Origin of the sequence: Geomicrobium sp. JCM 19037 (assembly GCF_000698105.1) — a bacterium.
Classification (GTDB): domain Bacteria; phylum Bacillota; class Bacilli; order Bacillales; family Marinococcaceae; genus Geomicrobium_A.
Window position 1 is genome coordinate 12,583 of sequence record NZ_BAWZ01000041.1, and the last position, 26,990, is coordinate 39,572.

The window sequence follows — 26,990 nt, forward strand, 5'->3', positions numbered from 1 at the left end:
GGAGGGAAATACTTTATGAAAACGGAAATTCATCCGCAATATCAAAAAGTTGTTTTCTTAGATACAAGCACGGGCTTCAAATTCCTAGGCGGTTCAACGAAATCATCAAAAGAAACTGCCGAATGGGAAGATGGAAACACTTATCCGTTAATCAAAGTGGAAATCAGCTCTGATTCCCACCCATTCTACACGGGTAAACAAAAACTTGCCGATGCTGGTGGTCGTATCGACCGCTTTAAGAAGAAATACAACATGTAAGAAAAAAGACAAGCTCGGGGAAACCCCACTTGTCTTTTTTTGTCTCCTTTCTGGGAGAATTGGGTGAGATTCTCATGATGAAGCCCGCTTCGTTAGGAGAAACTACGGGTGAGGACATGGGATCAAAATCGAAAGAAAAGCGAGTCGCTAATGATGGAGCAGCGACTCGCTTTTTCCGATGTGTATGGGCGAAGGTTAGGATACATTTCCGATATAGGGCAACAAGGCGCGTTGCCCTATATCGGAAATGTTTATTTTTCAGTAAGTGCGTATACATGGTATACGTCTTATAATTATTCTTTGAAGCAGCCTTACCCTTCCCATCGTGGTTACATAGCACGGTGTAGGGCGAGAATCTTACCATAGAACTGGATAGGGAAAAATTTCTCTTCATTTACGCACCCATTCGTTGAAAATCGTGCCATAGGAACTCCAAATCTTATCATAGAACAAACAATGGTAAGATTTTTAGCTAAATAAGTTTTCTAATTGGCAAATATCCTACCATAGCCATGAGCCACTCATCGAGTACCCTAAGTAAAAGCGCGAATTCACTAAAAAGCGTCTTACTTTCTACACACTCGTTCACGCTGACCAAGTTTTGGCTAGTGATATTGCGCTTTTACCCTGGCGTGTAAAGAGTCATGATAAGGTGTACTTTAGCCACCGTCTTCTACTTAATAACGCTTTCTGCGCCGGGCCGCTTGCTGAAGAGGGTCCCAAACCCCGTTGTATGGTGGAGCGTAGGATAGATCTAAATCTTCAAGATCTCTGCACGTAAGTTCTTGATAAAGTGCGGTCGCTGCGACATCAATCCGTTTATCCGCACCTGCACCGATGGCTTGAGCACCGTACAACTGATCGCTCTTGCGGTCGTATACGAGCTTCACATGTAATGGCATTTTGTTTTCAAAATAACCAGCAATGTGCGTACCGTCATAAGTAACGGTTTCAATGTCTAAATTAAGATCACGGGCGGCTTGCTCGGTCAGGCCGGTCATTGCAGCGGTCAAATTGAAAAAACGGAAAACAGCAGTCCCAACCATGCCAGGGTACTTGCGCGGCGGTTCTGTCTCGCTCATGTTCATGCCAGCAATACGCCCTTGTTTATTTGCGTGCGTACCGAGGGGCATGTAGTCGTGTTGTTTCTTCACTCGGTGATACTGAGTTGCACAGTCTCCTGCTGCGTACACGTCACGGACGGTCGTCTCCAAATAATCATTCACGCAAACGGCCCCATTTTCATGCTGTTCAATCGGGCAGTCATTAAGAAATTCTGTGTTCGGAGCAATACCTGTCGCAAACAGAACCAAGTCGGTGTCAAAGGTGCCACGGTCTGTTTCAACTCGGTGTACTCGTCCGTTGTCGCCGGCATGTAACGCGCTTACGTTTGTTTGAAAAAGCACATTGACGCCTTGAGCGGTTGCTTCTTCCATTAAATGTGTAGCCATGTCAGCATCAAACGTTGACGCGAGCTGATGGCTCCGGGCAACCATGTGTACTTGTTTTCCTTCGGCGATGAGGCCTCCGCCATCTCAAGCCCGATATATCCGGTACCGACAATGGTGATTTGTTTTGTACCGGCTAATTCTGTTTGAATGGCTTCAAGGTCTGGGATCGTTTTTAGTGTATGTACACCAGGCAGGTCATTTCCAGGTAAATGAGGAATAAACGGCTTAGCACCTGAAGCGATGAGCAGTTTGTCGTAAGCGATTGTCTCTTCCGTTTGCTTTTCGGTTACGAACGTTACGGTTTTGTTTTCACAATCAATGGACGTGACTTCGGTATGAATGCGCGCATCAATGCCGTGTTTTTCACGAAATGTGCTCACATCTCTCGCAATGAGTTGCTTCGTGGAGCGGACGGCACCTTCGATAACATAAGGTAACCCGCACTGCGCGTAAGAATAAATTCCGCCCTTCTCTAGCGTTACAATCGCGGTCTCTACGGGATCTCGTGCACGCACAATTTCCATAGCCGCGCTCATACCCGCAGCATCTCCACCGATAATGACATATTGTTTTTTCATTTGTGCACCTCTTTTGTACTGAATAATCCTACCATTCCCGCGCGTGTTTCACATGAAACATGGCGCTTTGACCTCCTTACCTCCTTATACTATACTAAATAAAGATGAAAAATGAGGTGAAGCGCGTGCTTGAAAAACTTCAAACGCTGGAAGATCGCTACAATCAACTGAACGAATGGCTTAGTGATCCCGAAGTAATTAGCGATACAAACAAATTACGCGATTACTCGAAAGAGCAATCGAACTTAGAAGAAACGGTTGGAGCGTACCGAACGTATAAATCGACGTCAGAAGAGCTTAGCGATGCAAAGGCAATGCTTGATGACAAATTAGATCAAGACATGCTGGAAATGGTTAAGATGGAGATTGAAGAGTTGCAGGAGCGAAAAACAGAGATTGAAGAGAAGTTAAAGATTCTCTTAATCCCGAAAGACCCGAATGATGACAAAAACGTTATTATAGAGATTCGGGGAGCAGCCGGTGGTGACGAGGCGGCTTTGTTTGCAGGGGACTTGTTCAAAATGTACAGTCGATTTGCTGAACAAAACCGTTGGAAAACCGATATTATTGAATCTCACAGTACCGACATCGGTGGTTTCAAAGAAATTATTTTCTCCATTAATGGCGATGGCGCTTATTCAAAGATGAAGTATGAGAATGGGGCCCATCGTGTGCAACGTATTCCTTCGACAGAGTCAGGAGGAAGAATTCATACGTCAACAGCGACGGTTGCAGTTTTGCCTGAAGCAGAAGAGGTCGAAGTCGAGATTCACGACAAAGACTTGCGTGTGGATACATTCGCTTCAAGTGGCCCTGGAGGGCAGAGTGTAAACACGACTATGTCTGCGGTTCGGATTACTCATGAACCTACTGGGATTGTTGTGTCTTGCCAAGACGAAAAGTCACAAATTAAAAACCGCGATAAAGCGATGAAAGTTTTGCGTGCGAGAGTGTATGATAAGTTCCAAAAAGAAGCGCAAGATGAATATGCTGAAAACCGGAAAGCAGCGGTCGGTACGGGTGACCGTTCTGAGCGGATTCGAACATACAATTTCCCACAAAGCCGTGTAACTGATCATAGAATTGGTCTCACTTTGCAAAAGCTTGAACAAATTTTACAAGGTGGCTTGGATGAAATTATTGACCAACTCATCGTTGAAGAACAAGCGAAAATGATGGAGAGCAATGAACAATGACAGAAGAACGTACACTACACGAAGCCCTTAAATGGGCTTCGTCTTTTTTGGAAGCACGAGGTGTTGAAGTAGCCGGAGCAAAATGGCTGTTAGAAGATGTTGTTGGGAAATCAGGCGTTTCCTTTCAATTAGCGCTGCACGAAAGATTAACCGAAAAGCAGTGGCAGCTATTTCAACAAATGATTCAAAGGTTTGCATCTGGGGAGCCTGCCCAATACATTACCGGCGAGGCACACTTTTATGGACGAACGTTACTTGTGAATCCAGCTGTTCTCATTCCTCGCCCGGAGACAGAGGAACTTGTAGAGCTCATATTGGAACGGGGCGAAGAGCGGTTCCAGCACCCTAAAATTGTAGATATTGCCACAGGAAGCGGTGCGATTGCCCTTACACTCGCAAAAGAGTGGCCAGAAGCTGAAGTGAGTGCTTCTGATTTATCCGGTGATGCATTACAGGTCGCTATGGCAAATGCTGAACGATTAGGCGTGAATGTGAGATTGCGTGAAGGCGACTTGACCGAGCCCTTCCAAGGTGAGAAGTTTCACATCATTATTTCTAACCCTCCATACATTCCTGAAAAGGATATTGAAGAGCTACAGACGAATGTACGGGCGCATGAGCCACATATGGCACTTGTAGGTGGGACAGATGGGTTAGATTTTTACCGCCGGCTCAGTGTTGAAATTCAAGACATCATCCGAGCGGATGGGATAGCTTTTTTTGAAATTGGTTATGATCAAGGGTCTGCTGTTGCAGCGATTATGAAAAAAGCATTTCCACGTGCAAAAGTTTCGGTACATGCGGACCTGAATGGTAACGACCGCATTGTCGTTGTCGACCTTCAATAAGCAAAATTTGTCGGACGAATCATCGTTTAGAACCTTATCCTTTCTGACCACACTTTAGGTAGAGAGGATGGGGTGAAACGAAATGAAGCAAGCTATTATTTATACTTTTATTTGTTTATTTATGGTCGTAAGTACGTGGGAAAGTCAACAACAATACTGGATGGAAGAGGATGACGTGCCGGAGGAAGCCATTCGCCTTCGCATTTTCTCTCATTCAGATGCCCTCGTTCATCAACAAATTAAACGCGATGTCCGCGATGAAGTTGCGCTTTATACGAGAGAGATGCTTGAGGATACAAATACGAAACATGAGGCACGAGAAGTATTTGAGAAAGAGCTCAGAAACCTCGAACAATTGGCAGTGACAGTCGTCGAAAATCACGGATACGATCTGCCTGTCGATGTGTCTTTAAATACCGATGTAGAATTTCCGACGAAAGTATATGGGCCACTCGTTTATCCAGCAGGGTTATATGAAGCATTGGTGATTGAAATTGGTGAAGGAAATGGCGAGAACTGGTGGTGTGTCCTATTCCCGCCTCTCTGTCTCACCGATCTTGGTATCGGTACGGATGATGAGGAAGACGAAGAGGAGTTATCAACAGAGGGTGTGAATAACTCTGAGGATAACGAGGAACCTGAATTTCGATTTTTCGTCGTCGATTTGTGGGAAGATTGGTTTGGAGAAAAATCGTAGATGTTATCCTCAACCACCACGCGGTATGTGGATAACATGACGGTATATGTGGATAACTTATTAAGCGTGTGTACATCTCTTAAACCCTTGATATAGAAGAGATCCCAGCGATAGAAGGAGAATTATTAGTGAGTTCTCAACATACGAAAATATTAAATGTGAATAACTTTGACGATGCGAACAGTGTGAAAGAGGCGGCCAAATTATTGAAAAATGGCGAGTTGGTCGCTTTTCCAACCGAAACGGTCTATGGACTAGGGGCGAACGGGTTATCCACAGAAGCGGTGATGAACATTTTTACAGCAAAAGGGCGGCCGAGTGATAACCCGCTCATCTTACATATAGGTGAATTGGAGCAGCTCGATGCACTCGTCTCTGAACGAAGTGAATTGGCAAATCAATTAATCGAATCGTTTTGGCCGGGTGCACTGACGTTAGTTATGAAAAGAAGCCAGCTTGTTCCTGACATCGTGACCGCAAAGTTGGACACAGTGGCGATCCGAATGCCTCCCACCCAGTCGCAAGGCGCATCCTCAAAGAAGTGCAGTTGCCGATTGCAGCACCGAGTGCAAACCGTTCCGGTCGTCCAAGTCCTACGCTTGCTGAGCATGTTATGAACGACTTGAATGGGCGTATTGCTGCAGTGGTAGACGGCGGGGCATGTGGGTACGGACTAGAATCAACCGTTGTCGATCTTTCAGGGGACGTTCCGGTTATCCTTCGACCTGGAGGTGTAACTGAAGAAATGATTGAAGACGCGGTTGGGACTTCTGTTATGCGACCCACAGCGAATACGGCTGAGCACACTCCGAAGTCACCAGGAATGAAATACCGTCATTATGCCCCCGATACGGCGCTCATTATTGGTGGCAAACAAGCCAATGAGCTTCAAGAGCTTATCGATCAATATCGAAACAAAGGAAAACGTGTGGCGGCGGCGGTAACCGCTGATCTACAAAAAGAAATTCAAGCAGACCACCATCTCAACCTTGGTGAAAAAGACCGGCTCGACCGTGTTTCGCAAAGAGTGTACCAAGTATTACGTGAAGTCGATGCTCTGCAACCAAATGTGGATGTGTGTATTATCCAGTCGTTTGAAGAAAAAGGTATTGGCCGAGCGATTATGAATCGATTAAATAAGGCAGCGAATGTCTAAAAACCCCCTTGTCTGCATACGCTTGTACAACAGACAAGGGGGTTTTTTATGGTTGAGTTTATGAGTATGTTCGTCATTGCGCTTGCCTCGGGATGGACGCCTTTTCTATAGCGCTTGTATTTGGCATTGGCCTGGTTTAAGAAGAAGTGAAGTATGGCGAATTGCTACAAGTGTAGGGTTGTTCCACATGATTATGCCGCTGGCGGGAATGGTGTTAGGTGCGTGGATTAGTGGGTTCTTTGGACCACAAGTAGCCAGCTTTGTCGCTGGAATCATCTTGACGGTTATTGGAATTCAAATGATATTCACAAGCCTCGGTGGCAAGAGTGAACAATCGTTTCGCCTTCGGGGAGCCGGAATTTTATTTTTTGCATTTATCGTTAGTCTTGACAGTTTTTCTGTCGGTGTTTCATTTGGCGTATTCGGTGCAGAAGCGACGATGGTCATTTTGACATTTGGTATAGTAACGACGATCATGACAGCCGCCGGTTTTATGCTTGGCAACTTGTTTAGAAACCGGATTGGCGATTACGGGGAGCTGCTCGCTGGGGTCGTATTGTCGGTATTTGGGTTGTATTCCGCGTACCCGTATATTGTTCAATTCCTTTAACTCTTTTTCGTTTTGGTGGTAAACTAAAAGAAGAGACGGTTAAAGGAGGATCTATCCTTGACGAGTGTATTATTTGTTTGTACAGGCAATACGTGCCGAAGCCCGATGGCAGAGGCACTGTTAAAAAAGGCAAACCCGGAGCTCACGGTTCGTTCTGCAGGGATCCAAGCGATGGTCGGAGCGAGTGCAGCTAAGCATTCACGCATGATTGTGCGAGAGAAAGGGCAAAGCTTAGAGCAGCATACGTCAACGCAAATTAACGAACCTCTGCTCGACAAATCGGATGTTGTGTTAACGATGACGCGTTCTCACCGAGACGTGTTGCACCGGCTCTATCCCGAGTATAAAGAACGGATCTTCACGCTTTCAGAATTCGGGGAAACGGACGAAGAAGTAACAGACCCGATAGGTGGAGATTTGGCTGAGTACCGGACGACGGCGGAGCAGTTGGAACGATTGTTGCAAAAGATTCAGCACAAATTAGTCTAGGAGAAGAAGGAGGAACGGATGATGAAAGTAATCATTGGTTCAGATCATGCCGGTCTTGCATTAAAGAAAGAGATTGTACCTTTACTTGAGGAGATGGGCATTGAGTATGAGGATGTGGGTGCTCATGAAACAGAGAGTGTGGATTATCCGGATTTCGCGCGCCCTGTCTCTGAAGCGGTCGCGGCGGGCACGTATGATCGTGGCATTTTAATATGCGGGACAGGAATTGGCATGTCGATTAGTGCAAACAAGGTAAAGAATATCCGTTGTGCGCTCGTTCACGATGTGTTTAGTGCAGAAATGACGCGTCGTCACAATGATACGAACGTGCTCGCGATGGGTGAGCGTGTGATCGGACCGGGACTTGCGAAAGCGATCGTTACAACGTGGCTGGAAACGGAATATGAAGGTGGCCGTCACCAACGTAGAGTGGAAAAAATGATGGAGCTAGACTAATGCACATTCGGGCAGATTTGAAAACGATGCTCGAAGAGTTACAAGCAGCGGCTCAGCTTCGGCCAGCTCACATTCTCGTAATCGGCGCAAGTACGAGCGAGGTAGCTGGCAAACAAATTGGAAGCAGCGGTTCTTTTGAGATCGCTGCCGATTTGTTTGCAGAAATTGAAGCATTTTGTGAAAAATACCAATTGTATCCTGCGTATCAAGGGTGTGAACACATCAACCGGGCGCTTGTCGTTCCGAAAGCGCTCAACATGGAGGAAGTGAATGTCACCCCCGTTCGAACGGCGGGCGGGGCGTTGGCTTCTCTTGCGTTTTCACAAGGCGGGGAGCGGGTGATGGTCGAACACGTCAAAGCCGATGCAGGCATTGACATCGGGCTCACACTCTTTGGCATGCACCTTAAGCATGTCGCTGTACCTGTCAGACCATCGATTCATAAATTAGGAGAGGCAATCGTCACGATGGCGAGAACTCGTCCAAAATATATTGGTGGACCTCGTTCAAGTTACGATCATTCATGATAGAATAGAAAAAAAGATAGGGAAGGGGATTTTCCGTACTATGAACCACGTTTCCAATCAAGACCCAGCCATTTTTGAAGCGATACAGAATGAACTTACCCGACAAAGAGAGAAGATTGAACTGATTGCATCAGAAAACTTCGTCAGTGAAGCGGTCATGGAAGCTCAAGGCTCAGTACTGACAAATAAGTATGCCGAAGGTTACCCTGGGCGTCGTTACTACGGGGGCTGTGAGCACGTCGATGTCGTTGAGAACCTCGCGCGTGATCGTGTGAAAGAAATTTTTGGTGGTGATCACGTTAACGTTCAACCGCACTCTGGCGCACAAGCAAATATGGGTGTGTACTTTACGATTTTGGATCACGGAGATACTGTCTTGGGAATGAACCTTTCTCACGGAGGTCACTTAACACACGGCAGTCCTGTGAACTTTAGTGGTGTCCAGTACAATTTCGTTGAGTACGGTGTGACCGATGGTGACCATCGCATTGACTATGACAAAGTGTTAGAAGCGGCTATTGAGCATAAACCTAAGCTCATTGTTGCTGGTGCATCAGCGTATCCGCGTGAAATAGATTTCAAGAAATTCCGTGAGATTGCGGATAAAGTTGATGCTTATTTGATGGTAGATATGGCTCATATTGCTGGACTTGTGGCAGCAGGCGTTCATAATAACCCTGTTCCGCATGCTCATTTCGTCACGAGCACAACACATAAGACGTTACGTGGACCACGTGGTGGACTCATCATTTGTGAAGAACAATTTGCAAAAAAAATCGATAAAGCGATGTTCCCTGGACTGCAAGGTGGCCCGCTCATGCACGTCATCGCTGCAAAGGCGGTATCGTTTCTTGAGGCGTTGCAACCTTCATTTACTGATTACGCAAAGCAAATTGTAAAGAACGCCAAACAGTTGGGCGAGTCATTAAAAGCACAAGGCATTGAACTTGTGTCTGGAGGTACCGACAACCACTTGTTATTGCTCGATCTAACGGGGCTAAACCTTACGGGTAAAGTAGTTGAAAAGGCACTGGATGATGTAGGTGTAACGACGAACAAAAATGCGATTCCATTTGACCCAGAAAGCCCGTTTGTAACGAGCGGCATTCGGATTGGGACAGCGGCTGTCACTTCTCGCGGTTTTAAGGAAGAAGATATGGTGGAAATCGCTGAAATTATTGGACTCGTCTTAAACAACATTGAGAACGAAGACAAGTTAAGCGAAGCAAAAGGGCGGGTGCATGCACTGACGAAGCGCTTCCCAATGTACGAGTAAGCAGGGGATTTCTCCTGCTTTTCTTACTGTATAAAAAACATCATGCTCATGTTTATCGTTTATCATCGGAGCCGATGCTAGATGGTGAACGATCATAACTCTTCTCGAGATGTGACCAAAAATTGGACACAAATGAGCGCAAATTTCACTTGAATCGGGTGCGCTTTTTCTGTAGAATTTTGAAAGGCTGAATACGACAAGTTAAAGGAGTGCAGGCAATTATGGGAAAAGTATACGTTTTTGACCATCCACTTATCCAACATAAACTCACATACATTCGTGACGTATCTACGGGAACGAAAGAATTTCGTGAACTAACGGATGAAGTCGCCACGTTGATGGCATTTGAAATTACAAGAGACTTATCACTTGAGGAAGTAACGATTAACACACCAGTCGGTCCTGGTCAGTCCAAAGTAATTGCCGGCAAAAAGCTCGGCCTTGTGCCAATTCTACGCGCTGGCCTCGGTATGGTTGATGGGATCTTGGACTTGATCCCCGCAGCAAAAGTCGGTCATGTCGGGTTGTATCGTGACCCTGAGACATTCAAACCTGTTGAATACTACGTTAAGCTCCCAAAAGATGTGGAAGAGCGTGAACTTATCGTAATCGATCCGATGCTTGCCACAGGAGGATCTGCCGTCGAAGCGATCCACTCCTTGAAAAAACGGGGAGCGCAAAACATCAAGCTAATGTGCCTCATCGCCGCTCCAGAAGGCGTAGAACAAGTTCAAAATGAGCACCCAGACGTGGACATCTACTTGGCCGCACTCGATGAAAAATTGAATGAAAAAGGCTACATTGTTCCAGGACTCGGCGACGCCGGAGACCGTTTGTTTGGTACAAAATAGTGGCGGAAAAGCGTGAGGATGGTAATTATCCTTGCGTTTTTTTATATGGTGTGCCTTGTGGGACGTGCTTTTTACTGTGTGCATGGCGTCGGGAAAATAGGCAAATGGATTGGATATGTATATAAACAGGGATCGAAGTACAGAAAAAGTGTGGTTATCGGCGTTAGGTATTCAAATGCTAGAAACGAAATACCGAAAAAGAGCGGGTATCGGCATTAAGTGCCCAGAAACTGTAAACGCAATACCGGAAAAGTGTGGATACCGGCATTAAGCACCCAAATACTGGAAACGTAATACCGAATTCGGCATTATAGTGCTTTTATGCAACAACCGTAGCAGGCAGTATACGATAAGATGCACCTATTTATTCTAGATTACCTCAAAAGTAGATATGCACGATCAGCTGAAAGAAGACTGTCTGCTGTAACATACGAATTTACATAGTTTTTAACCCCTCATCTACGCCCAAAAAACGACAACAACTCCCCGGTTGATTTTGATTTCTACTCCCCCCGACAACCGAGAAAAATCCTGTCGAGAAGTATTTCCTATATAAAAAGAATTAGTTATTGTCAATCTAATTCCATAGTTTTATGATAAATAGCGTAAACCATTAACAAAACATGCCATTTGGAGGGTAGCTGTGAAAAAGTTATGCGGTTTAAGTGTTGGGTTGTTGTTGCTCAGTGTGACGAGTGGAGTTCTTGCTGAGGATTCTGGAAGTACCGATGTGGACATTAACATTACGGAGGCGTTACCAGCGCCAGGCGAGTTAACGTTAGACGAAGTTCCGAGCGCGTTTAACTTTGGGGAAAGAGAACAATCGTCAGACGGAACATATGATCTGGATGTCGGTGCACCGGTCACAGTTACAGATGAACGCTACAATGGAATGGGTTGGCAAGTTAAAGTGCAGGCAGATCCATTAAGGTCCTCTGATCGCCAAACCTATATTTTAAATGCTTCCCTTGATATCCATGCAAGTGAGCCAACCGGTGAAGGTACAGCACCAGTTAACAAAGATTATACATCGGTTGTGTTCGGAGGCGAGTCACAAACGCTCATTAAAGCAGCTCCTGGCTCAGGTGAAGGAACATGGAGCTCAGATATTGAACGTGTAAGATTGAATATTCCTGAGCGAGATAACAACCCTAGACAACTAGAGTCACGAATTACTTGGCAACTGCAATCAACACCTTATTAATTTCGCTACGTCACGGAAGGCCCACCCGGGCCTTTTTTCAATAAAAAGGAGGAAGGCTGGATGGGAAGGAAAATGATGGCTTGTGTGTGTATGCTCGTCGGGATGTGGTTGCCGATGACCGGTTATGCGAATGACGAGGACATTATGTTTCAAGTACAACCCGTCGTGTCTGAATCGCAAGTAGACACGCATGCGTCGTACTTTGATATGGAGCTCGAACGAGGGGAAGAGGAAACGGTACATATGCTGCTTGTGAATAACGGAGCGGAGCAGATTGCTTTAGTGATGAATTATCATCCGGCAACGACGACGAGTCAGTTAGAAGTGGATTATTCTGAAGCGGGTACGGATCAGTTGGAAAATCTCATTGAATATGATGAACATCATACGCTCCAGCCGTTTGAAACGAAAGAAGTGCCAATTACGGTGACGATGCCTGATGACGTTCAAGAAGGAATTATTCTCGGAGGCATGTATGTAGAGATGGATCTAGATGACGAGGAGTCGGGTTGATCAACACGTACGCCTACATTATTGGCATGCAACTTATGAACGACCGAGACGAAGCAGAGGCGATGCGACCGGATCTTAACTTGCAATCGGTCCGTACGGATTTGATGTACGGCGAACCGGGATTGGTGGCCGAATTAGCTAATGATGTTGCGGTTGCAGCGACGCCTCTTCACGTACAAACGAACATCTATCGGGACGGGGAATTGTTTTTGGAGGATGAGCGCCAAGCTGGGAGCATGGCGCCGAGCTCAGTGGCAGATTTTTTTATTGCGTGGCCAGACCGACAAGTGGCACCGGGAAATTATGAAGTTGACATGACAATCTCTTATGAAGAAGAGACGTGGCAATGGACGGAATCTTTTCACGTTGAAGCGGAAGAAGCTGACGATCTGAATGAAGCGTCTATAATTTCTTCAGATAATTCAACGACGATGTGGCTCATCATAGGTGGTGCAATTGTCGTGTTGCTCGTTGGCGTCGCCTATTATGCAGGAAAACGTGGCTCCGCAAAACGGTCTGCATGATTCTCTTTAACAGGTGCAAAATAAAGAGAATGAAAAAGGGGGCCTGTTATGGGACATCGCAAACATCGAACACGAATGATGATCATGCTGGATGCTGTTTTCTTTTATTAGTAACGGGTCTTGCACGTACCGAAGCTATGGAAGTGAAGAGTTCATATATTGTGCAGTTTCATGAGGATGTGGAGGACGAGGAGGAGCTGCTCGCAGATGTGTTGCAAAATGTGACTCCAGATTTTGTGTATGACCAGAGTATTCGTGGCCTTGCTTACTCGTTAACTGCAGAGCAAGCGCAGGCAGTGAAAGCGGTAAGAGGTGTAACATCTGTGGATGCGGGCGTGGATTATGAAGTATCGCTCCGTGAAAGTGTTCCGTTTATCGGTGCTGACGATTTACGGTCTGAACTCGATCATCGTGGCGTTAAGTTAACGGGAAAAGGAGTGAAGGTCGGCGTAATTGACACAGGCATTGATTATACCCACCCTGATTTAAGCCGCAATTACAAAGGTGGATATGATGTCGTTGATGACGATGATGATCCAATGGAGTCGAAGGTAAAAGGAAAGGCGCAGACGTTTCACGGCACACATGTGTCAGGAATCATTGCGGCGAATGGCAGTGTAAAGGGTGTTGCACCAGATGCTGAGCTGTATGTGTACAGAGCACTTGGTCCGGAAGGACAAGGTTCCACGGCCTACATTTTAGACGCGATTGAGCGGGCGATTGATGATGGGTTGATGTGTTGAATCTGTCTCTCGGCAGTCCGATTAACGGTCCAGATTGGCCGACGAGTACGGCGCTCGACCGAGCAACAGAAGCGGGTATTATTACTGTTACATCAAACGGAAACAGCGGTCCAGATTTGTGGAGTGTTGGCTCGCCAGGAACGGCATCAAAAGCGATTTCAGTAGGTGCATCAACGCCGCCACTTAAAGCGCCACACTTAAAAATGGATGGTTCAGATGAGCATGTTCTTTTACAAGCTGTCCAAGGCACAAAACCGTGGGATCTAAAGCGGAAAAACCGCGTAATTGATGGAGGGATGGGGCTTCCTGATGATTTGGAAGGTGCCGAAGGCCGTGTCGCGCTCATTGAGCGCGGTGGAATTCCAATTCGCGCCAAAATCGAAAATGCGAAAAATGCAGGAGCGGTTGCGGTGTTGCTCATGAACAACGTACCTGGAACGTTTATGGCCGGTGTCGAGGAACCATTGGCGTTTACTGCTGCAGCGATTGACCATAAAACCGGCAACCAACTGCGTGAGCAGATTCAAGCAAATGAAGACGATGAAACAATGATGGAAACAACATACATTGAAGAGACCGACCATATGGCAATTTTTAGTTCCCGCGGACCGGTCACGCAAACGTGGGACATTAAACCAGATGTGGTCGCGCCAGGTGTGGACATTGACAGTACCGTTCCGGACGGATATTTGGCGCTAAACGGCACGAGTATGGCCGCCCCGCATATCGCAGGAGCAGCTGCCCTAATTAAACAAGCGAAACCCGATTGGGGACCTGAACAGGTGAAGGCGGCAATTATGAACACTGCGGTGCCGCTCGTAAATGAGGAGGGGGACCGGTACCCGCCGTTTGTACAAGGATCTGGAAGAGTAGACATTCAGGCAGCTGTTTTAAGTGACACGCTTGTGTACCAGGTGCCCTTTCATTTGGCGTGTGGGACGCAGATCCGGACCTTCAACTGTTCCAACGATTAGAAAAAGAATTGACGATTGAAAACCATAGTGATGAAAAACGAACGTACACGTTTGACGTGCCTTCATCTATTGGCACAGGCTTAAGATGCATTTGCCGATGGCGACGACCGTTCAACCTGGAGAGAAGAAAAATGTGAAGGTGCGTGTTGAGATTGAACCAGACATCATTGACTTTAAGCGCGTTGATGGACTCATTCGCGTAAATGGTGGCACAGAACCGATCACATTGCCGTTCCTCTTATTCAGTGATGAACCGGATTATCCCCGTGTGAGTGCGTTTCAGTTTGGAAAATTACCTGGAAACGGAGATTGGATGTACGAAGTGTTTCTCCCCGGCGGCTGAAGAACTAGAAATCACACTGTATGACCCGGACACATTTGCGTATATCGGTACGCTCGATCATGAAACCGATTTGCCAGAGGGGCCGTTTGAAAAACGTATTGATCGCAATGAGCTCCAACTAAAACCAGGTCTCTACCACGTTCTCGTGTATGCGAAGTTAAAAGATCGTGAAGATACGTTAGAATCAAAAATTCTATTGTTGGAGAGTAAATAAGATAAGGACCAGAGGATGATGTCGTTCTCTGGTCACTGTTGTGTAATCGCAGAACAAATACGCCCCGAAGGGTTGTCATTAGAGCCATGACTTTGTGAAAAACTGGAAAGTGTCAAGGAAAAGAGTAAGTTTCTATAGTGATTGTCAATGTTTTGACACATTGTTTATTTCGGAGGAACACTGTCACATCAGGTTTTTTTCATAGAAAACGTTCGTTGACATGTGAATGTCGCTATTGTACGATTACTGAGGGTATGCTGATTGTTTTTTCTTGTCCTAGTACAGAGAAAGTAATTTGCGCGCATTGTTCAAATAAAAAGGACCTTTTCTTTTATTGAACAACGGCTTACAGTTGAAGGGAGTCGCCAAAATGGCCAATGACAACGGCAAACGCAATCCTTACAAAGGTGCAGCCGTCGTGTCGACCGTACTTTTTTCAATGGTTGGTTCGATGTTTGGTGGAATTTTGCTAGGCTATTGGGCTGATGGGCATTTCGGTACAACCCCGCTGTTATTAATTCTCGGCTTGCTAATTGGTATGACAGCAGGCTTTTACGGTGCGTATCAGGTCATTAAGTCTTTACTTGGAGACGATGAGTAATGCATACGCAACTGCAACAACGAATGAAGTATTATTTTCGCGTCGTCATGATCGTCGCCATTGTCTGTTTGATTGGCGTATTCACGACAGCTTATCTCGCTTCATTCCTCGGATTTCTTTTAGGAATATTTTCCTCAATGATTAGCTTCACGTCGACCTACATTAAAACAGAGGTGGTCGGGGCGGCGGCATCAGGTGAATCTTCGAATTTATTCTCTTATGTCGTTGCGGGATTCAGCTTATTGATCCGTTATGGTATGATAGCGGTTGCGGTAGTTGTCTCGCTTTTCAATCCAGAGTCTTTTGCCTTGTGGGCAGTGCTTACAGGATATGGAAGCCTTTACCTCTATATTATGGTGGACATGCTATTACAATTACGAAAAGTGAGGTGAAATTATGAACGCACAGGCAATTTATTGGCATCCCGAGATTTTTGGTGTTCAGATAACGTTTAATGTGACCACAATGATTACGTTTACGATTGCTGGACTGATTGTATTTCTATTTACCTTTCTCGGTTCAAGAGCGTTGGCAATGAGGCCAACAGGGTTACAGAACTTTATTGAGTGGGTCATCGACTTCTGTCGCGGAATCATTAAAGCGAACATGGATTGGAAAACCGGGGGTCGCTTTATCGCACTCGCCTATACCTTACTTTTCGTGATTTTCGTATCAAACATGATGGGGATTCCATTTGAGATTGCGACGAACGATACACATAGCGTACTTTGGAAGTCGCCAACATCAGACCCGTTCTTGACGTTGACACTTGCAGCATTCGTTGTGTTGCTCACGCACATTTACGGAATTAAGTTAAGAGGGATGAAAGAATACTCTTTAGATTATTTCCGACCGAAATGGTTCTTGTTCCCATTCAAGATTATTGAGGAATTTGCCAACACGCTAACGCTTGGTATGCGACTTTTCGGTAACGTATTTGCGAAGGAAGTACTCATGCTCTTGCTTGCAACACTTGCAACGAGTGGTGCGATCTGGATGGGGCTTATGTTTGCTCCAACGATGATCTGGCAAGCGTTCGGAATCTTTATCGGTTCCCTACAAGCGTACATCTTTGCTATGCTTGCGATGGTTTACATGTCGCACAAAGTTGAAGCACATTAATTTATGGAATAACGCCTGCTCACATTACTGAGCATGTTATCAATATTACCCGGGGAGAAATTCCTCAAAACATTTAACTACATTAAAGGAGGATGTCATTATGCATCTTGGAATTGGATTAGCAGCTGGACTAGCAGCCGTCGGTGGAGCGATCGGTGTTGCAATTATCGTTAAAGCAGTACTTGAAGGGGTTGCACGTCAACCAGAACTACGTGGTTCACTACAAACGCTTATGTTTATCGGGATCCCACTTGCAGAGGCCGTTCCGATTATCGCAATCGTTGTATCTATCCTAATGCTTTTCGGCATTGGTGCGTAAATTTAGGCAATGGTAAGAAGCTGATGGGATGGCGATGATGTTCTTCAATGAGGACCTTCGCCATTCCTTATGTATCATGTATGTGCGAAAGGAGCGTAAACGATGGAGATACTCGGTGAAGGTATTGAGTGGGGCACGATATTTTATACATTAACAACTTTTATCGTGTTGATATTAGTGATCGGTAAGTTCGCCCTCAAACCGTTGATGGGTGTAATGGAAAAGCGCCAGAATCAAGTAAATGATGACCTTGATAATGCTGAGAAGAGCCGTGTTGAAGCAGAAAAATACTTGGAGCAACAACGCGAAGAGTTAAAAGCAGCACGCGTTCAAGCGCAAGAAACGCTCGAGCAAGCGAGCAAAATGAGCGAACAACAATCACGTGAAGTCCTTGAGAATGCAAAGCAAGAGGCAGAGCGTATTAAAGAAGCAGCCGTTCAAGATATTGAACGTGAAAAAGAGCAAGCTCTTGAGTCCGTTCGTGATCAAGTCGCCAGCCTTTCCGTTGCAATCGCAACGAAAGTGATTGAAAAAGAATTGGATGAAAAAGAGCAGCAGAAATTGATCGACAGCTACCTTGAAGAGGTTGAAGCGAAATGAGTAACGTCGCCGTAGCCGGCCGTTATGGAAGTGCACTCTTTCAACTGGCGAAAGAAAAAGACGTATTAAAGCGCGTAAGTGAAGAACTAAACGTCGTTTCATCCGTCTTCGAATCGCTTCCAGAGCTTCAGTCGATTCTCGCTCATCCACGGATTACTAAATCCGAAAAACGAGCTTTGCTTCAAGACGGGTTTTCTGACGCACACGATTTCGTGAAGAATACATTACTTGTTCTTGTTGATCGGGACCGTATTTCCGCATTATCAGAAGTGATTTCTGCGTATCATGCATTAGCAAACGAAGCGATGGGCGTCGAAAAAGCAACGATCTACTCCGTTCAGCCGTTATCAGAGGCAGAACAAAAGGCCGTTACAGATCGATTCCAACAAAAAATCGGGGACCGCACACTTGATGCGGTAAACAAAACCGATAAAGATATGCTTGGCGGGTTAATCGTACGTATCGGTGACACCGTCTACGATGGCAGCGTACGCAATCAGCTGCAAAAACTCGAAAGAAAGATTGTTAGTGTAAATCGTTAATTGATAGGGGTGAACAATATGAGCATTAAACCTGATGAGATCAGTGCGCTGATCAAAGAACAGATTGAAAACTTTCAGTCGACAGTAGAAGCGAGCGAAGTCGGTACAATCACTCAAATTGGTGACGGTACAGCTCGTGTTCACGGCTTAGAGAATGCCAAAGCCGGAGAACTTCTTGAGTTCTCAAACGGTGTAATGGGTCTTGCTCAGAACCTAGAAGAAAACAACGTCGGTGTTGTTATTTTAGGACCGTATGATCAAATTCGTGAAGGCGACCAAGTGAAACGTACAGGTCGTATTATGGAAGTACCTGTCGGTGAAGAACTTCTTGGCCGTGTCGTTAACCCACTCGGTCAACCGATTGATGGTCAAGGCCCAGCAGGAACGGTAAAAACACGTCCAATTGAAGCACAAGCTCCTGGTGTAATGGATCGTAAGTCCGTTGATGAGCCACTTCAAACAGGAATCAAGTCGATTGACTCAATGGTTCCAATCGGTCGTGGACAGCGTGAGTTAATTATCGGAGACCGTCAAACAGGTAAAACCCAAGTAGCGATCGATACGATTCTTAACCAAAAAGAAGAAGACGTTATTTGTATTTATGTTGCCATTGGTCAAAAGCAATCAACTGTTGTAGGTTTGACGGAAACGCTTCGTCAAAAAGGTGCTCTTGACTACACAATCGTCGTTGCTGCCAACGCATCAGATCCAGCACCACTTTTATACCTCGCACCATATGCAGGGGTATCAATGGGTGAGGAGTTCATGTACAACGGCAAGCACGTATTGATTATTTATGATGACCTTACAAAACAAGCAGCGGCTTACCGTGAGCTTTCATTACTCCTTCGTCGTCCTCCAGGTCGTGAAGCTTATCCAGGGGATGTTTTCTACCTACATTCACGTCTACTTGAGCGTGCGGCAAAGCTAAGTGATGCAAAAGGTGGCGGCTCAATTACAGCCCTACCGTTTATTGAAACACAAGCGGGTGACATTTCTGCATACATTCCGACAAACGTAATTTCAATTACGGACGGACAAATCTTCTTGCAGTCTGACCTTTTCTACTCAGGTGTACGTCCTGCCGTTAACGCAGGTAGTTCCGTATCACGTGTTGGTGGTTCAGCTCAGATTAAAGCGATGAAGAAAGTTGCCGGTACACTTCGTCTTGACCTCGCGTCATTCCGTGAACTTGAGTCTTTCTCACAGTTCGGTTCTGACTTAGATGAGTCAACGAAAGCGAAGCTTGGCCGTGGACAACGTACTGTTGAAATGCTAAAGCAAGACTTGAACTCACCACTTCCGGTAGAGAAGCAAGTTGCGATTATTTATTCTCTTGTTAACGGATTCCTTGATGATATCCCTGTTAGTGACGTTCTTCGCTTCGAAAAAGAATTGTTCACGTACATGGATAACAATGCTGTAGAACTTCTCAAAGGCATCCGCGAAACAGGTAACCTTCCTGATAAAGAAGAATTCGACGGCGTCATTTCTGAGTTTAAGAAGAACTTTAGTCCTTCAGACGCAGAGTAACGTTTTCGATTCAGTGAAAAGGTGGTGAGACGACAGTGGCTTCTTTACGTGAGATAAAGTCAAGAATTACTTCGACGAAGAAGACGAAGCAAACGACGAAAGCGATGCAAATGGTAGCGGCTTCTAAGCAGCGCCGCGCCCTAGCAAAAGCACAAGCTTATCAGCCGTATATGGAGAAAATCCAAGAGGTTGTAGGCAGTATCGCAACTGGCGACACTGACATTAGCCATCCGATGATGGAAAATCGTGAAGTGAAAAAGACAGGTTATGTAGTCATTACTTCTGACCAAGGTCTAGCCGGCGGTTATAATGCAAGTCTCATTCGTGATTTGACGAAGAAACTCAAAGAGCGACACAAGTCTACAGACGAATATACAATTATCATGGTCGGGAAAATTGGCCGTGACAACGCAAGACGACTCGGGCTGCCTGTAAGTGAGGTTGTAACTGAACTCTCTGATTCACCATCATTTGATGAGATCAAAACGATTACTCGTAAAGCGATTGGCATGTATGAGAACGAGGAAATTGATGAGCTGTACATGTGGTATAACCACTTTGTCAGTGCGATCCGTCAAGATGTGACAGAGAACAAATTATTGCCGCTTACCGACTTGGCTGAGGATCTTGGAGAAAATGCAAGTGCTACACCAAGCTATGAGTATGAACCAAACGAAGCAGTCATCTTAGAAGGCTTACTTCCACAATACGGAGAAAGCTTAATCTACGGTGCATTGCTTGATGCAAAAGCTGCTGAATTTGGTGCGAGAATGACCGCGATGAGTGCTGCATCTGATAATGCAGATAACCTCGTAGGGGAATTAACGCTCGTCTACAACCGTGCTCGTCAAGCAGCAATTACACAAGAAATTAATGAGATTGTTAGTGGGGCAAACGCTGCTAACTAATCGACTCTGAAATACAACAGGATTACAAAGGAGGTCAAAAGGATGAGCAAAGGAAACATCACTCAAGTGATGGGTCCAGTTGTTGACGTTCGCTTTAATAGTGGCGAACTTCCAGAACTCAACAACGCCTTACTTGTTGAACAAAAAGCATCTTCAGACAACGATGCTGACATTAGCGTTACACTTGAAGTCGCTCTCCACCTTGGTGATGATACGGTCCGTACCGTAGCCATGGGTTCAACAGACGGTCTTCAACGCGGAACGTCTGCAGTTGACACTGGAGCGCCAATCTCAGTACCTGTAGGTGAAGCAACACTTGGTCGTGTATTTAACGTAACAGGTGATGCGATTGACTTGGACGGCCCAGTTGCGGCTGACGTACCAAGAGACCCGATTCACCGTCAACCACCAGAATTTGATGACATGACAACAAAGACGGAGATTCTTGAAACAGGAATCAAAGTTGTAGACTTACTTGCTCCTTATGTTAAGGGTGGTAAGATCGGTCTATTTGGTGGTGCGGGTGTAGGTAAAACTGTACTCATTCAAGAGCTCATTAACAACATCGCACAAGAGCACGGCGGTATTTCGGTATTCGCCGGTGTAGGTGAGCGTACACGTGAAGGTAACGACCTTTATCACGAAATGACGGACTCTGGCGTTATTAAGAAGACTGCCATGGTGTTCGGTCAGATGAATGAGCGCCTGGTGCTCGTATGCGTGTTGCACTTACGGGCCTTACGATGGCGGAGCACTTCCGTGATCGCGAAGGCGCCGACGTACTTCTTTTCGTTGACAACATCTTCCGTTTTACACAAGCAGGTCAAGAGGTTTCCGCCCTTCTTGGACGTATGCCTTCAGCGGTAGGTTATCAGCCGACACTTGCAACAGAGATGGGTCAACTTCAAGAGCGTATCACGTCAACGAAAAAAGGTTCAGTTACGTCAATCCAAGCGATTTACGTCCCTGCCGATGACTATACGGATCCGGCTCCAGCAACGACATTTGCTCACTTGGATGCAACAACGAACCTTGAGCGTCGTCTTTCTGATATGGGTATCTACCCTGCCGTGGATCCACTTGCGTCAACTTCACGCGCACTTTCTTCTGAAATTGTTGGTGAAGAGCACTACAGCGTTGCAATGCGCGTACAGCAAACACTTCAAAAGTATCGTGAACTTCAAGATATCATCGCCATCCTCGGTATGGACGAGCTATCTGAAGACGATAAACTTGTCGTAGCGCGTGCACGTCGTATTCAATTCTTCTTGTCTCAAAACTTCCACGTAGCTGAGCAATTTACAGGTATGCAAGGATCATACGTACCTGTTCAAGATACAGTTCGCGGATTTAAAGAGATTCTTGAAGGCAAGCACGATGACATCCCTGAGGATGCATTCCGACTTGTTGGTGGAATTGATAAAGTGGTTGAAAAAGCTCAAAATATGTAAACCCGTTGGTGAAGGAGGACGATTACTTTGAAAACGATCAATGTTAGCGTCGTTACCCCCGACGGGAGCGTATATGAAGACGATGTACGTATGATTTCTGCGAGAACGGAAGTCGGAGAAATTGGCGTGCTTCCCGGCCATATTCCGCTCGTTACCCCACTCATTATCGGTACAATACGTATGAAAAAAGATAATGGGGAAGACACGGTTTCTGTAAGCGGGGCTTCATGGAAGTTCGCCCCGACAAAGTAACCATCTTGGCAGAATCTGCTGAGCGCCCAGAAGATATCGATCGAGCTCGTGCCGAACAATCGAAATCACGCGCAGAGCAGCGTCTAAGTAACGACAGCGATGTCGACAAAAAGCGTGCAAAGGCCTCGCTAAAACGAGCAGAAACTCGCCTAAGCATCGCTTCAAAATAAGAAAAGCCCTGCCATTCGGCGGGGTTTTTCTTATTTTACATAAGTAGCAAAAATGTCTTCATATGTTTGCGCGCAGTGGAGCGTGGATCGGATTGTGCGCGCAAGTTTACACTTTCTGCGCTCAAGCTTGCTCATTTGAGGTGTTTTAGCGCTCTTTGCGCAAAACTTGCGCGAAGTTTTTTCCAATTAAAGCACAGATTCAATGCCGATAACTGAGCAACCTGTCGGCCCCAACGGGGCCGAAGCCAAATCGAACTCGGTTCGGCGCGACCCGCGCCGACAGCATTTCGGGTTTTTCAAATCAGGGTTTGGGTCAGGAAATGCATCTCAATAAACATCACTATAGAACAAGATTGTTGTTCATTATCTTTAAAGTGCTGAATCTGATTCCATAAACGGAGGATTGGAACGAGATGTCGATCGATTGGAAATAGAACGAGGCAAAGCGGTCACATATAAGTGAATCTAATTCCCATCGACCATCTTTGGAACCAGTTTTGCCATTCAACGTTAAAAACTCGGCAGCGCAGAAAAACACATCACTTTGCAAATTCCCCACGAGCTGGTCCGTTCTATACGGGTACACGGTCACGATGGCGCGTAATTCAATCATATGATCTCGTAACGGGGACTCATCTAACCAACTGAGCGCTCAGTCAGGAGAGGAAGCCACTTGAATCCGAACAACAAATAAATACTGACACAAAATATTCAAAATTTAGGTTGTCGAACGAGCGGGCAACCTGCATACATATACGTGTGGTCGAAAACAGTGCGGGTGGTGCTTGTACCAGTATGTTTGTTGAATTGTGTCACATTTTCGTGATGGTGAAATCTGTCTATACTAGGCATTTGAACACTTAATTAGTGTTAATTCGTCAATATTTGACACCAATTTGATATGTCGACAAGGGATAACCTGTTTGATATAATTATATCGTTATGAAATTTTTAGGTTGATGAAGAAACGTTTACATAATGACGTTTTGTTAAGGAAGGAATCGTTGATTTTGCTGATATTTGATCAAATCGGACAACATGCTTTGCTTCATATTACATTTAACTTATTTGTGCTTGTTATCGTTTGGTGGAGTTTGCAAGCACTGAAGTTGGACCGGATCATCCAGCATCCTAAAAGCGGTAGAGGTATGATGTTGTTTATTTTAATTGCCGTTGCGATTACCCACCTTGTGAGCACATTTTTCCTTGAGTATTTAAATCAAGCGCTCATGCTTAGGTACTTATTCTAATGGAACAGAGTTCTAGGTATGTGTGTACTGAAAAAGCAAACACTACTCACAAGTAAACATCGACAGTTTTTCTCATTTAAAAACGTTTGACCATGAAACATGTTGGGAATAAGTCAGTGTGAATGAACAAACACAATGACAAACAAATATGCTTGTAACTTTTTACCTGAGTTCACGACTAAGAAAGTGTGTTTCTGTAAAAAGGTACTTAGCAAACGGCTACAGACTGAAACATACTGTGAATTTGGTTGCCAGGTGAATGAAATGGGCGCGGTTCAAGGGGTTTTGTTGGGAACGCCCATCCACGATTCTGAATAGAATAGGAACGAAGTGAGCATTCCTGTCTGGTTGCCAAGCGATCCAGCATTGCCAACGAGTACATTGGCATGCACAAGTGAAAAGATTAATGGACGCGGAGGGGAATACGTTGGAAAAAATTAGAGTCAGAGGGGGTAAAAGGCTCAACGGAACGGTAAAGACAGAAGGGGCAAAAAATGCTGTTTTACCTGTACTTGCAGCCTCCCTACTCGCTGAAAAAGGAACCAGCACCATATATGATGTACCAGCTCTAGCAGATGTATACACAATGAAAAGTGTTTTAAACCACCTACAAATGGACGTTGATTATAAAGAAGGCGTTTTCTATGCGAATGCCGAAAAACCGCTTCGTCCGAATGCGCCGTTTGAATATGTGAGAAAAATGCGTGCGTCATTTCTCGTAATGGGGCCACTTCTTGCGCGGACCGGTCATGCGCACATTGCGCTACCGGGTGGCTGTGCGATTGGCTCTCGACCGATTGATCAGCATTTGAAAGGCTTCGAAGCATGGGTGCAACCGTAGAAATCGGTCAAGGATATATTGAAGCTCGCGTAGATGGCAGACTTCAAGGTGCAAAGATTTACCTTGATTTCCCAAGTGTAGGTGCAACAGAGAATATTATGATGGCAGCAGCGCTTGCTGAAGGAACGACGGTGCTTGAGAACGTAGCGGAAGAACCGGAAATTGTTTGCTTGGCCAATTACTTGAATGCGATGGGAGCAAAAGTGCGTGGTGCAGGGACAGGAACCATCCGCATTGAAGGTGTTGAGCGCTTAGTTGCAGCTGACCACACAATTATTCCGGACCGTATTGAAGCCGGCACATTTATGATTGCGGCAGCGATTACCCGTGGAGACGTTTTTGTAGAAGGTGCGCTCGCTGAGCATATGCGTCCGCTCGTTGCAAAGATGCGTGAAATGGGCGTTGTCATTGAGGAATCTGACAACGGTATGAGAGTAATCGGGCCGGACATTTTGCGCCCGGTTGATATTAAAACGATGCCACATCCTGGCTTCCCAACAGATATGCAAGCACAATTTATGGCGTTACTCACACAAGCAAAAGGCTCTAGTGTCGTTACAGAGACGGTATTTGAGAATCGTTTTATGCATGTGGAAGAATTCCGCCGTATGAATGCAAACATTAAGATTGAAGATCGCTCAGCAATTGTAACCGGTCCAGTGAAATTGCAAGGGGCTGAAGTTGCAGCGACTGACCTTCGAGCTGCCGCTGCACTCATTTTAGGCGGTCTCGTCGCTGACGGTGTGACGGAGCTATCTGAACTTCGCCATATTGACCGTGGTTATGTCGACTTCCACAAGAAATTAGAAGGCATTGGCGCGAGAATTGAGCGCGTTGATGTGGAAGAGGCTGCAGAAGGCACGAACCTTCAAGTATTAGACAATGAAGCCATTAATTAACATGTAATGAAAGAACTGAGGTGAAAGCTTCAGTTCTTTTTTGTATACTTAAAAGAAAAAAGGGGATCAACAACGCATGGATCGACGATTTAAAGTCGCCCATCGGGAAGCGTGGATTGGTGTTGGACTTGCTGTAATCAACTTCGTATGGTGGTATGGGTTTGCTTACGGCTTAGGGTCACGACCGGTCTCGGAGTACCAATGGGTGTTCGGAATGCCTGCGTGGTTTTTTTACAGCTGCGTAGTCGGCTCCATTGTTATGATTGTGCTCGTCATTATCGCTGTTCGCTACTTCTTTACCGAAGTGCCACTTGAGGAGGATGATGATCAATGAATTGGGACGTCATGATTCCACTCATTATTTTCGTCGTCCTCGTATTTGCGATCGGTTTTTGGTCATCAAGAAAAGTGTATGCGAAGTCAAACTTCATGCAAGAATATTTTCTTGGCAGTCGTGAGCTTGGTGGACTGATTCTAGCGATGACGATGATTGCGACATATGGAAGTGCTAGCAGTTTTGTTGGCGGCCCAGGCGCGGCATATACAGAAGGCCTTGTGGGTGCTATTATCTATGGCACAAGTGGCGACTGGATATTTTATACTTATGATATTAGGAAAGAAGTTTGCAATTATGGCGAGGCGTTACGACGCTGTCACGATTGTCGATTATATGAAGGGAAGATACGATAATAGCAAACCTGTCGTCATCTTAAGCGCATTGTCGATTATTATCTTTCTGTTTGCGGCGATGACGGCTCAATGGGTTGGTGGCGCCCGTTTAATTGAAGCCATTACAGGTTTGCCGTATACGAGCGCCTTGTTTTTATTTGCCGTCGCGGTTCTTTGCTACGTGATTATCGGTGGTTTTCGGGCGATAGCAATTACCGATGCTGTTCAAGGGTTCGTTATGTTTTTCGGTACACTCATTTTACTTGTGGGAACAATTATTGCTGGCGGCGGTTTGCCGAACATTATGAATGACCTTGCGCAAGAGAATGAATTGTTACTTACGCCGTTCGGACATGATGGTAGTCTAACAGCGCTATATGTGTCATCATTTTGGATTCTTGTCGGGGTCGGTGTTGTTGGGTTGCCACAAGTTGCGGTGAGGGCGATGTCTTATAAAGATTCTCGTTCAATGCATCGCGCGCTCATCATCGGAACGATCGTCGTCGCCTTCATGATGTTTGGTATGCACTTTGCAGGCGTACTTGCCCGCCCCATTCTTCCAGGGATTGAAGAGCCTGACACGGTTATGCCGACGCTTGCGATGACTGTGCTGCCTGCTTGGCTAGCGGGTATTGTGCTTGCGGCACCGATGGCAGCGATTATGTCAACCGTAGATGCGCTTTTGCTCATGGTCAGCTCTTCGGTCGTAAAAGATATCTATTATAATTATGTAAATCCAGATGCAACAGAAAAACGGATCAAGCAAATGAGCTTAGGGGTTACAACTGTCATTGGAATTCTCGTCGTCTTGTTCGCCCTCAGTCCACCCGACCTTCTCATATGGTTAAATTTGTTTGCTTTCGGCGGGTTAGAGTCTGCGTTCGTTTGGCCGCTCGTGCTCGGTTTGTATTGGTCTCGCGGGAAT

The 26,990-nt window shown here is 45.7% G+C and carries 25 protein-coding genes and 7 pseudogenes; 31 read left to right on the forward strand and 1 reads right to left on the reverse strand.

Features of this window, described 5'->3' with window-relative positions; all coding sequences use genetic code 11:
- Positions 1-15: 15 nt before the first annotated feature.
- Entirely contained in the window at positions 16-258 is a 243-nt protein-coding gene (locus JCM19037_RS18445; RefSeq protein WP_042403624.1) for a type B 50S ribosomal protein L31, read from the forward strand.
- Between the two features lie 677 nt (positions 259-935).
- Here the strand turns inward: JCM19037_RS18445 and JCM19037_RS18450 are convergent.
- Positions 936-2,287 (reverse strand): annotated as a pseudogene (locus JCM19037_RS18450) (FAD-dependent oxidoreductase).
- Positions 2,288-2,412: 125 nt separating this feature from the next.
- Between JCM19037_RS18450 and prfA the strand changes: the two are divergent.
- From prfA to panF, 30 genes and pseudogenes are all read left to right on the forward strand, one after another.
- Positions 2,413-3,483 carry a peptide chain release factor 1 gene (prfA, locus tag JCM19037_RS18455; protein ID WP_042403626.1) on the forward strand — a complete coding sequence of 357 codons (1,071 nt, stop codon included), beginning with the start codon at positions 2,413-2,415 and terminating at the stop codon, positions 3,481-3,483.
- On the forward strand, positions 3,480-4,331 hold the full coding sequence (prmC, locus tag JCM19037_RS18460) for a peptide chain release factor N(5)-glutamine methyltransferase (RefSeq protein WP_042403628.1): 852 nt from the start codon (positions 3,480-3,482) through the stop codon (positions 4,329-4,331). The genes prfA and prmC overlap by 4 nt, the downstream gene beginning before the upstream one ends.
- A gap of 82 nt (positions 4,332-4,413) precedes the next feature.
- Positions 4,414-5,028: a stage II sporulation protein R gene (spoIIR, locus tag JCM19037_RS18465; protein ID WP_052364052.1), complete on the forward strand. Its 615-nt coding sequence runs from the start codon at positions 4,414-4,416 to the stop codon at positions 5,026-5,028.
- Positions 5,029-5,156: 128 nt separating this feature from the next.
- Positions 5,157-6,184: pseudogene (locus JCM19037_RS18470) on the forward strand (L-threonylcarbamoyladenylate synthase).
- 82 nt (positions 6,185-6,266) lie between these two features.
- Positions 6,267-6,794 (forward strand): manganese efflux pump MntP family protein, encoded by a 528-nt coding sequence (locus JCM19037_RS18475; protein ID WP_373901253.1) that lies wholly within the window; start codon positions 6,267-6,269, stop codon positions 6,792-6,794.
- Between the two features lie 57 nt (positions 6,795-6,851).
- Entirely contained in the window at positions 6,852-7,283 is a 432-nt protein-coding gene (locus JCM19037_RS18480; RefSeq protein WP_152549145.1) for a low molecular weight protein arginine phosphatase, read from the forward strand.
- A 21-nt stretch (positions 7,284-7,304) separates the two neighbouring features.
- Positions 7,305-7,739 (forward strand): ribose 5-phosphate isomerase B, encoded by a 435-nt coding sequence (rpiB, locus tag JCM19037_RS18485; RefSeq protein ID WP_042403630.1) that lies wholly within the window; start codon positions 7,305-7,307, stop codon positions 7,737-7,739.
- Entirely contained in the window at positions 7,739-8,266 is a 528-nt protein-coding gene (locus JCM19037_RS18490; RefSeq protein WP_052364054.1) for a TIGR01440 family protein, read from the forward strand. Before rpiB ends, JCM19037_RS18490 begins: the two co-directional genes overlap by 1 nt.
- 40 nt (positions 8,267-8,306) lie before the next feature.
- Positions 8,307-9,542 carry a serine hydroxymethyltransferase gene (gene glyA, locus JCM19037_RS18495; RefSeq protein WP_042403633.1) on the forward strand — a complete coding sequence of 412 codons (1,236 nt, stop codon included), beginning with the start codon at positions 8,307-8,309 and terminating at the stop codon, positions 9,540-9,542.
- 221 nt (positions 9,543-9,763) lie between these two features.
- Complete coding sequence (upp, locus tag JCM19037_RS18500) at positions 9,764-10,393, forward strand: uracil phosphoribosyltransferase (protein WP_042403635.1); 630 nt, start codon at positions 9,764-9,766, stop codon at positions 10,391-10,393.
- Between the two features lie 643 nt (positions 10,394-11,036).
- Entirely contained in the window at positions 11,037-11,597 is a 561-nt protein-coding gene (locus JCM19037_RS18505) for a WxL domain-containing protein (RefSeq protein ID WP_042403637.1), read from the forward strand.
- A gap of 60 nt (positions 11,598-11,657) precedes the next feature.
- Positions 11,658-12,110: a DUF916 domain-containing protein gene (locus tag JCM19037_RS18510; RefSeq protein WP_042403639.1), complete on the forward strand. Its 453-nt coding sequence runs from the start codon at positions 11,658-11,660 to the stop codon at positions 12,108-12,110.
- Positions 12,107-12,634, forward strand: coding sequence for a DUF3324 domain-containing protein (locus JCM19037_RS18515; protein WP_042403641.1), 528 nt, complete (start codon positions 12,107-12,109; stop codon positions 12,632-12,634). The genes JCM19037_RS18510 and JCM19037_RS18515 overlap by 4 nt, the downstream gene beginning before the upstream one ends.
- A 137-nt stretch (positions 12,635-12,771) precedes the next feature.
- Positions 12,772-14,351 (forward strand): annotated as a pseudogene (locus JCM19037_RS27715) (S8 family serine peptidase).
- A 97-nt stretch (positions 14,352-14,448) separates the two neighbouring features.
- Positions 14,449-14,694, forward strand: coding sequence for a hypothetical protein (locus tag JCM19037_RS18525; RefSeq protein WP_042403643.1), 246 nt, complete (start codon positions 14,449-14,451; stop codon positions 14,692-14,694).
- Positions 14,636-14,908, forward strand: coding sequence for a hypothetical protein (locus JCM19037_RS25270; RefSeq protein WP_152549146.1), 273 nt, complete (start codon positions 14,636-14,638; stop codon positions 14,906-14,908). The genes JCM19037_RS18525 and JCM19037_RS25270 overlap by 59 nt, the downstream gene beginning before the upstream one ends.
- 370 nt (positions 14,909-15,278) lie before the next feature.
- Complete coding sequence (locus JCM19037_RS18530; RefSeq protein ID WP_042403645.1) at positions 15,279-15,509, forward strand: AtpZ/AtpI family protein; 231 nt, start codon at positions 15,279-15,281, stop codon at positions 15,507-15,509.
- The gene (locus JCM19037_RS18535) at positions 15,509-15,901 is read left to right on the forward strand and encodes an ATP synthase subunit I (protein ID WP_042403648.1); all 393 of its coding nucleotides are present in this window, start codon (positions 15,509-15,511) and stop codon (positions 15,899-15,901) included. Before JCM19037_RS18530 ends, JCM19037_RS18535 begins: the two co-directional genes overlap by 1 nt.
- Positions 15,902-15,905: 4 nt before the next feature.
- Positions 15,906-16,631 (forward strand): F0F1 ATP synthase subunit A, encoded by a 726-nt coding sequence (gene atpB, locus JCM19037_RS18540; protein WP_042403651.1) that lies wholly within the window; start codon positions 15,906-15,908, stop codon positions 16,629-16,631.
- Positions 16,632-16,731: 100 nt separating this feature from the next.
- The gene (gene atpE, locus JCM19037_RS18545) at positions 16,732-16,950 is read left to right on the forward strand and encodes a F0F1 ATP synthase subunit C (RefSeq protein ID WP_042403654.1); all 219 of its coding nucleotides are present in this window, start codon (positions 16,732-16,734) and stop codon (positions 16,948-16,950) included.
- Between the two features lie 102 nt (positions 16,951-17,052).
- Entirely contained in the window at positions 17,053-17,550 is a 498-nt protein-coding gene (gene atpF / locus JCM19037_RS18550) for a F0F1 ATP synthase subunit B (protein ID WP_042403657.1), read from the forward strand.
- Complete coding sequence (locus JCM19037_RS18555; RefSeq protein ID WP_042403659.1) at positions 17,547-18,092, forward strand: F0F1 ATP synthase subunit delta; 546 nt, start codon at positions 17,547-17,549, stop codon at positions 18,090-18,092. Before atpF ends, JCM19037_RS18555 begins: the two co-directional genes overlap by 4 nt.
- 18 nt (positions 18,093-18,110) lie before the next feature.
- Positions 18,111-19,625, forward strand: coding sequence for a F0F1 ATP synthase subunit alpha (gene atpA / locus JCM19037_RS18560; RefSeq protein WP_042403661.1), 1,515 nt, complete (start codon positions 18,111-18,113; stop codon positions 19,623-19,625).
- A gap of 35 nt (positions 19,626-19,660) precedes the next feature.
- Positions 19,661-20,533, forward strand: a complete 873-nt coding sequence (gene atpG / locus JCM19037_RS18565) for an ATP synthase F1 subunit gamma (RefSeq protein ID WP_042403663.1) — start codon at positions 19,661-19,663, stop codon at positions 20,531-20,533.
- A 42-nt stretch (positions 20,534-20,575) separates the two neighbouring features.
- Positions 20,576-21,984 (forward strand): annotated as a pseudogene (atpD, locus tag JCM19037_RS18570) (F0F1 ATP synthase subunit beta).
- A 27-nt stretch (positions 21,985-22,011) separates the two neighbouring features.
- Positions 22,012-22,406, forward strand: a pseudogene (locus JCM19037_RS18575) (F0F1 ATP synthase subunit epsilon).
- Between the two features lie 1,004 nt (positions 22,407-23,410).
- Complete coding sequence (locus JCM19037_RS18585) at positions 23,411-23,656, forward strand: DUF1146 family protein (RefSeq protein WP_238544805.1); 246 nt, start codon at positions 23,411-23,413, stop codon at positions 23,654-23,656.
- Between the two features lie 427 nt (positions 23,657-24,083).
- Positions 24,084-25,396, forward strand: a pseudogene (murA, locus tag JCM19037_RS18590) (UDP-N-acetylglucosamine 1-carboxyvinyltransferase).
- A gap of 76 nt (positions 25,397-25,472) precedes the next feature.
- On the forward strand, positions 25,473-25,730 hold the full coding sequence (locus JCM19037_RS18595; protein WP_042403668.1) for a YhdT family protein: 258 nt from the start codon (positions 25,473-25,475) through the stop codon (positions 25,728-25,730).
- Positions 25,727-26,990: pseudogene (gene panF / locus JCM19037_RS18600) on the forward strand (sodium/pantothenate symporter); the annotation flags it as partial. The gene JCM19037_RS18595 and the pseudogene panF, both read left to right, overlap by 4 nt.

What these genes read in the sequence shown, in the direction of transcription:
- JCM19037_RS18445 (WP_042403624.1), top strand. Translation starts at nt 16, where the DNA reads ATGAAAACGGAAATTCATCCGCAATATCAAAAAGTTGTTTTCTTAGAT.
- atpF (WP_042403657.1), top strand. Translation starts at nt 17,053, where the DNA reads ATGGAGATACTCGGTGAAGGTATTGAGTGGGGCACGATATTTTATACA.
- JCM19037_RS18510 (WP_042403639.1), top strand. Translation starts at nt 11,658, where the DNA reads ATGGGAAGGAAAATGATGGCTTGTGTGTGTATGCTCGTCGGGATGTGG.
- JCM19037_RS18525 (WP_042403643.1), top strand. Translation starts at nt 14,449, where the DNA reads ATGGCGACGACCGTTCAACCTGGAGAGAAGAAAAATGTGAAGGTGCGT.
- atpA (WP_042403661.1), top strand. Translation starts at nt 18,111, where the DNA reads ATGAGCATTAAACCTGATGAGATCAGTGCGCTGATCAAAGAACAGATT.
- JCM19037_RS18555 (WP_042403659.1), top strand. Translation starts at nt 17,547, where the DNA reads ATGAGTAACGTCGCCGTAGCCGGCCGTTATGGAAGTGCACTCTTTCAA.
- JCM19037_RS18595 (WP_042403668.1), top strand. Translation starts at nt 25,473, where the DNA reads ATGGATCGACGATTTAAAGTCGCCCATCGGGAAGCGTGGATTGGTGTT.
- prmC (WP_042403628.1), top strand. Translation starts at nt 3,480, where the DNA reads ATGACAGAAGAACGTACACTACACGAAGCCCTTAAATGGGCTTCGTCT.
- rpiB (WP_042403630.1), top strand. Translation starts at nt 7,305, where the DNA reads ATGAAAGTAATCATTGGTTCAGATCATGCCGGTCTTGCATTAAAGAAA.
- JCM19037_RS18535 (WP_042403648.1), top strand. Translation starts at nt 15,509, where the DNA reads ATGCATACGCAACTGCAACAACGAATGAAGTATTATTTTCGCGTCGTC.
- atpE (WP_042403654.1), top strand. Translation starts at nt 16,732, where the DNA reads ATGCATCTTGGAATTGGATTAGCAGCTGGACTAGCAGCCGTCGGTGGA.
- JCM19037_RS18530 (WP_042403645.1), top strand. Translation starts at nt 15,279, where the DNA reads ATGGCCAATGACAACGGCAAACGCAATCCTTACAAAGGTGCAGCCGTC.
- spoIIR (WP_052364052.1), top strand. Translation starts at nt 4,414, where the DNA reads ATGAAGCAAGCTATTATTTATACTTTTATTTGTTTATTTATGGTCGTA.
- JCM19037_RS18490 (WP_052364054.1), top strand. Translation starts at nt 7,739, where the DNA reads ATGCACATTCGGGCAGATTTGAAAACGATGCTCGAAGAGTTACAAGCA.
- glyA (WP_042403633.1), top strand. Translation starts at nt 8,307, where the DNA reads ATGAACCACGTTTCCAATCAAGACCCAGCCATTTTTGAAGCGATACAG.
- upp (WP_042403635.1), top strand. Translation starts at nt 9,764, where the DNA reads ATGGGAAAAGTATACGTTTTTGACCATCCACTTATCCAACATAAACTC.
- atpB (WP_042403651.1), top strand. Translation starts at nt 15,906, where the DNA reads ATGAACGCACAGGCAATTTATTGGCATCCCGAGATTTTTGGTGTTCAG.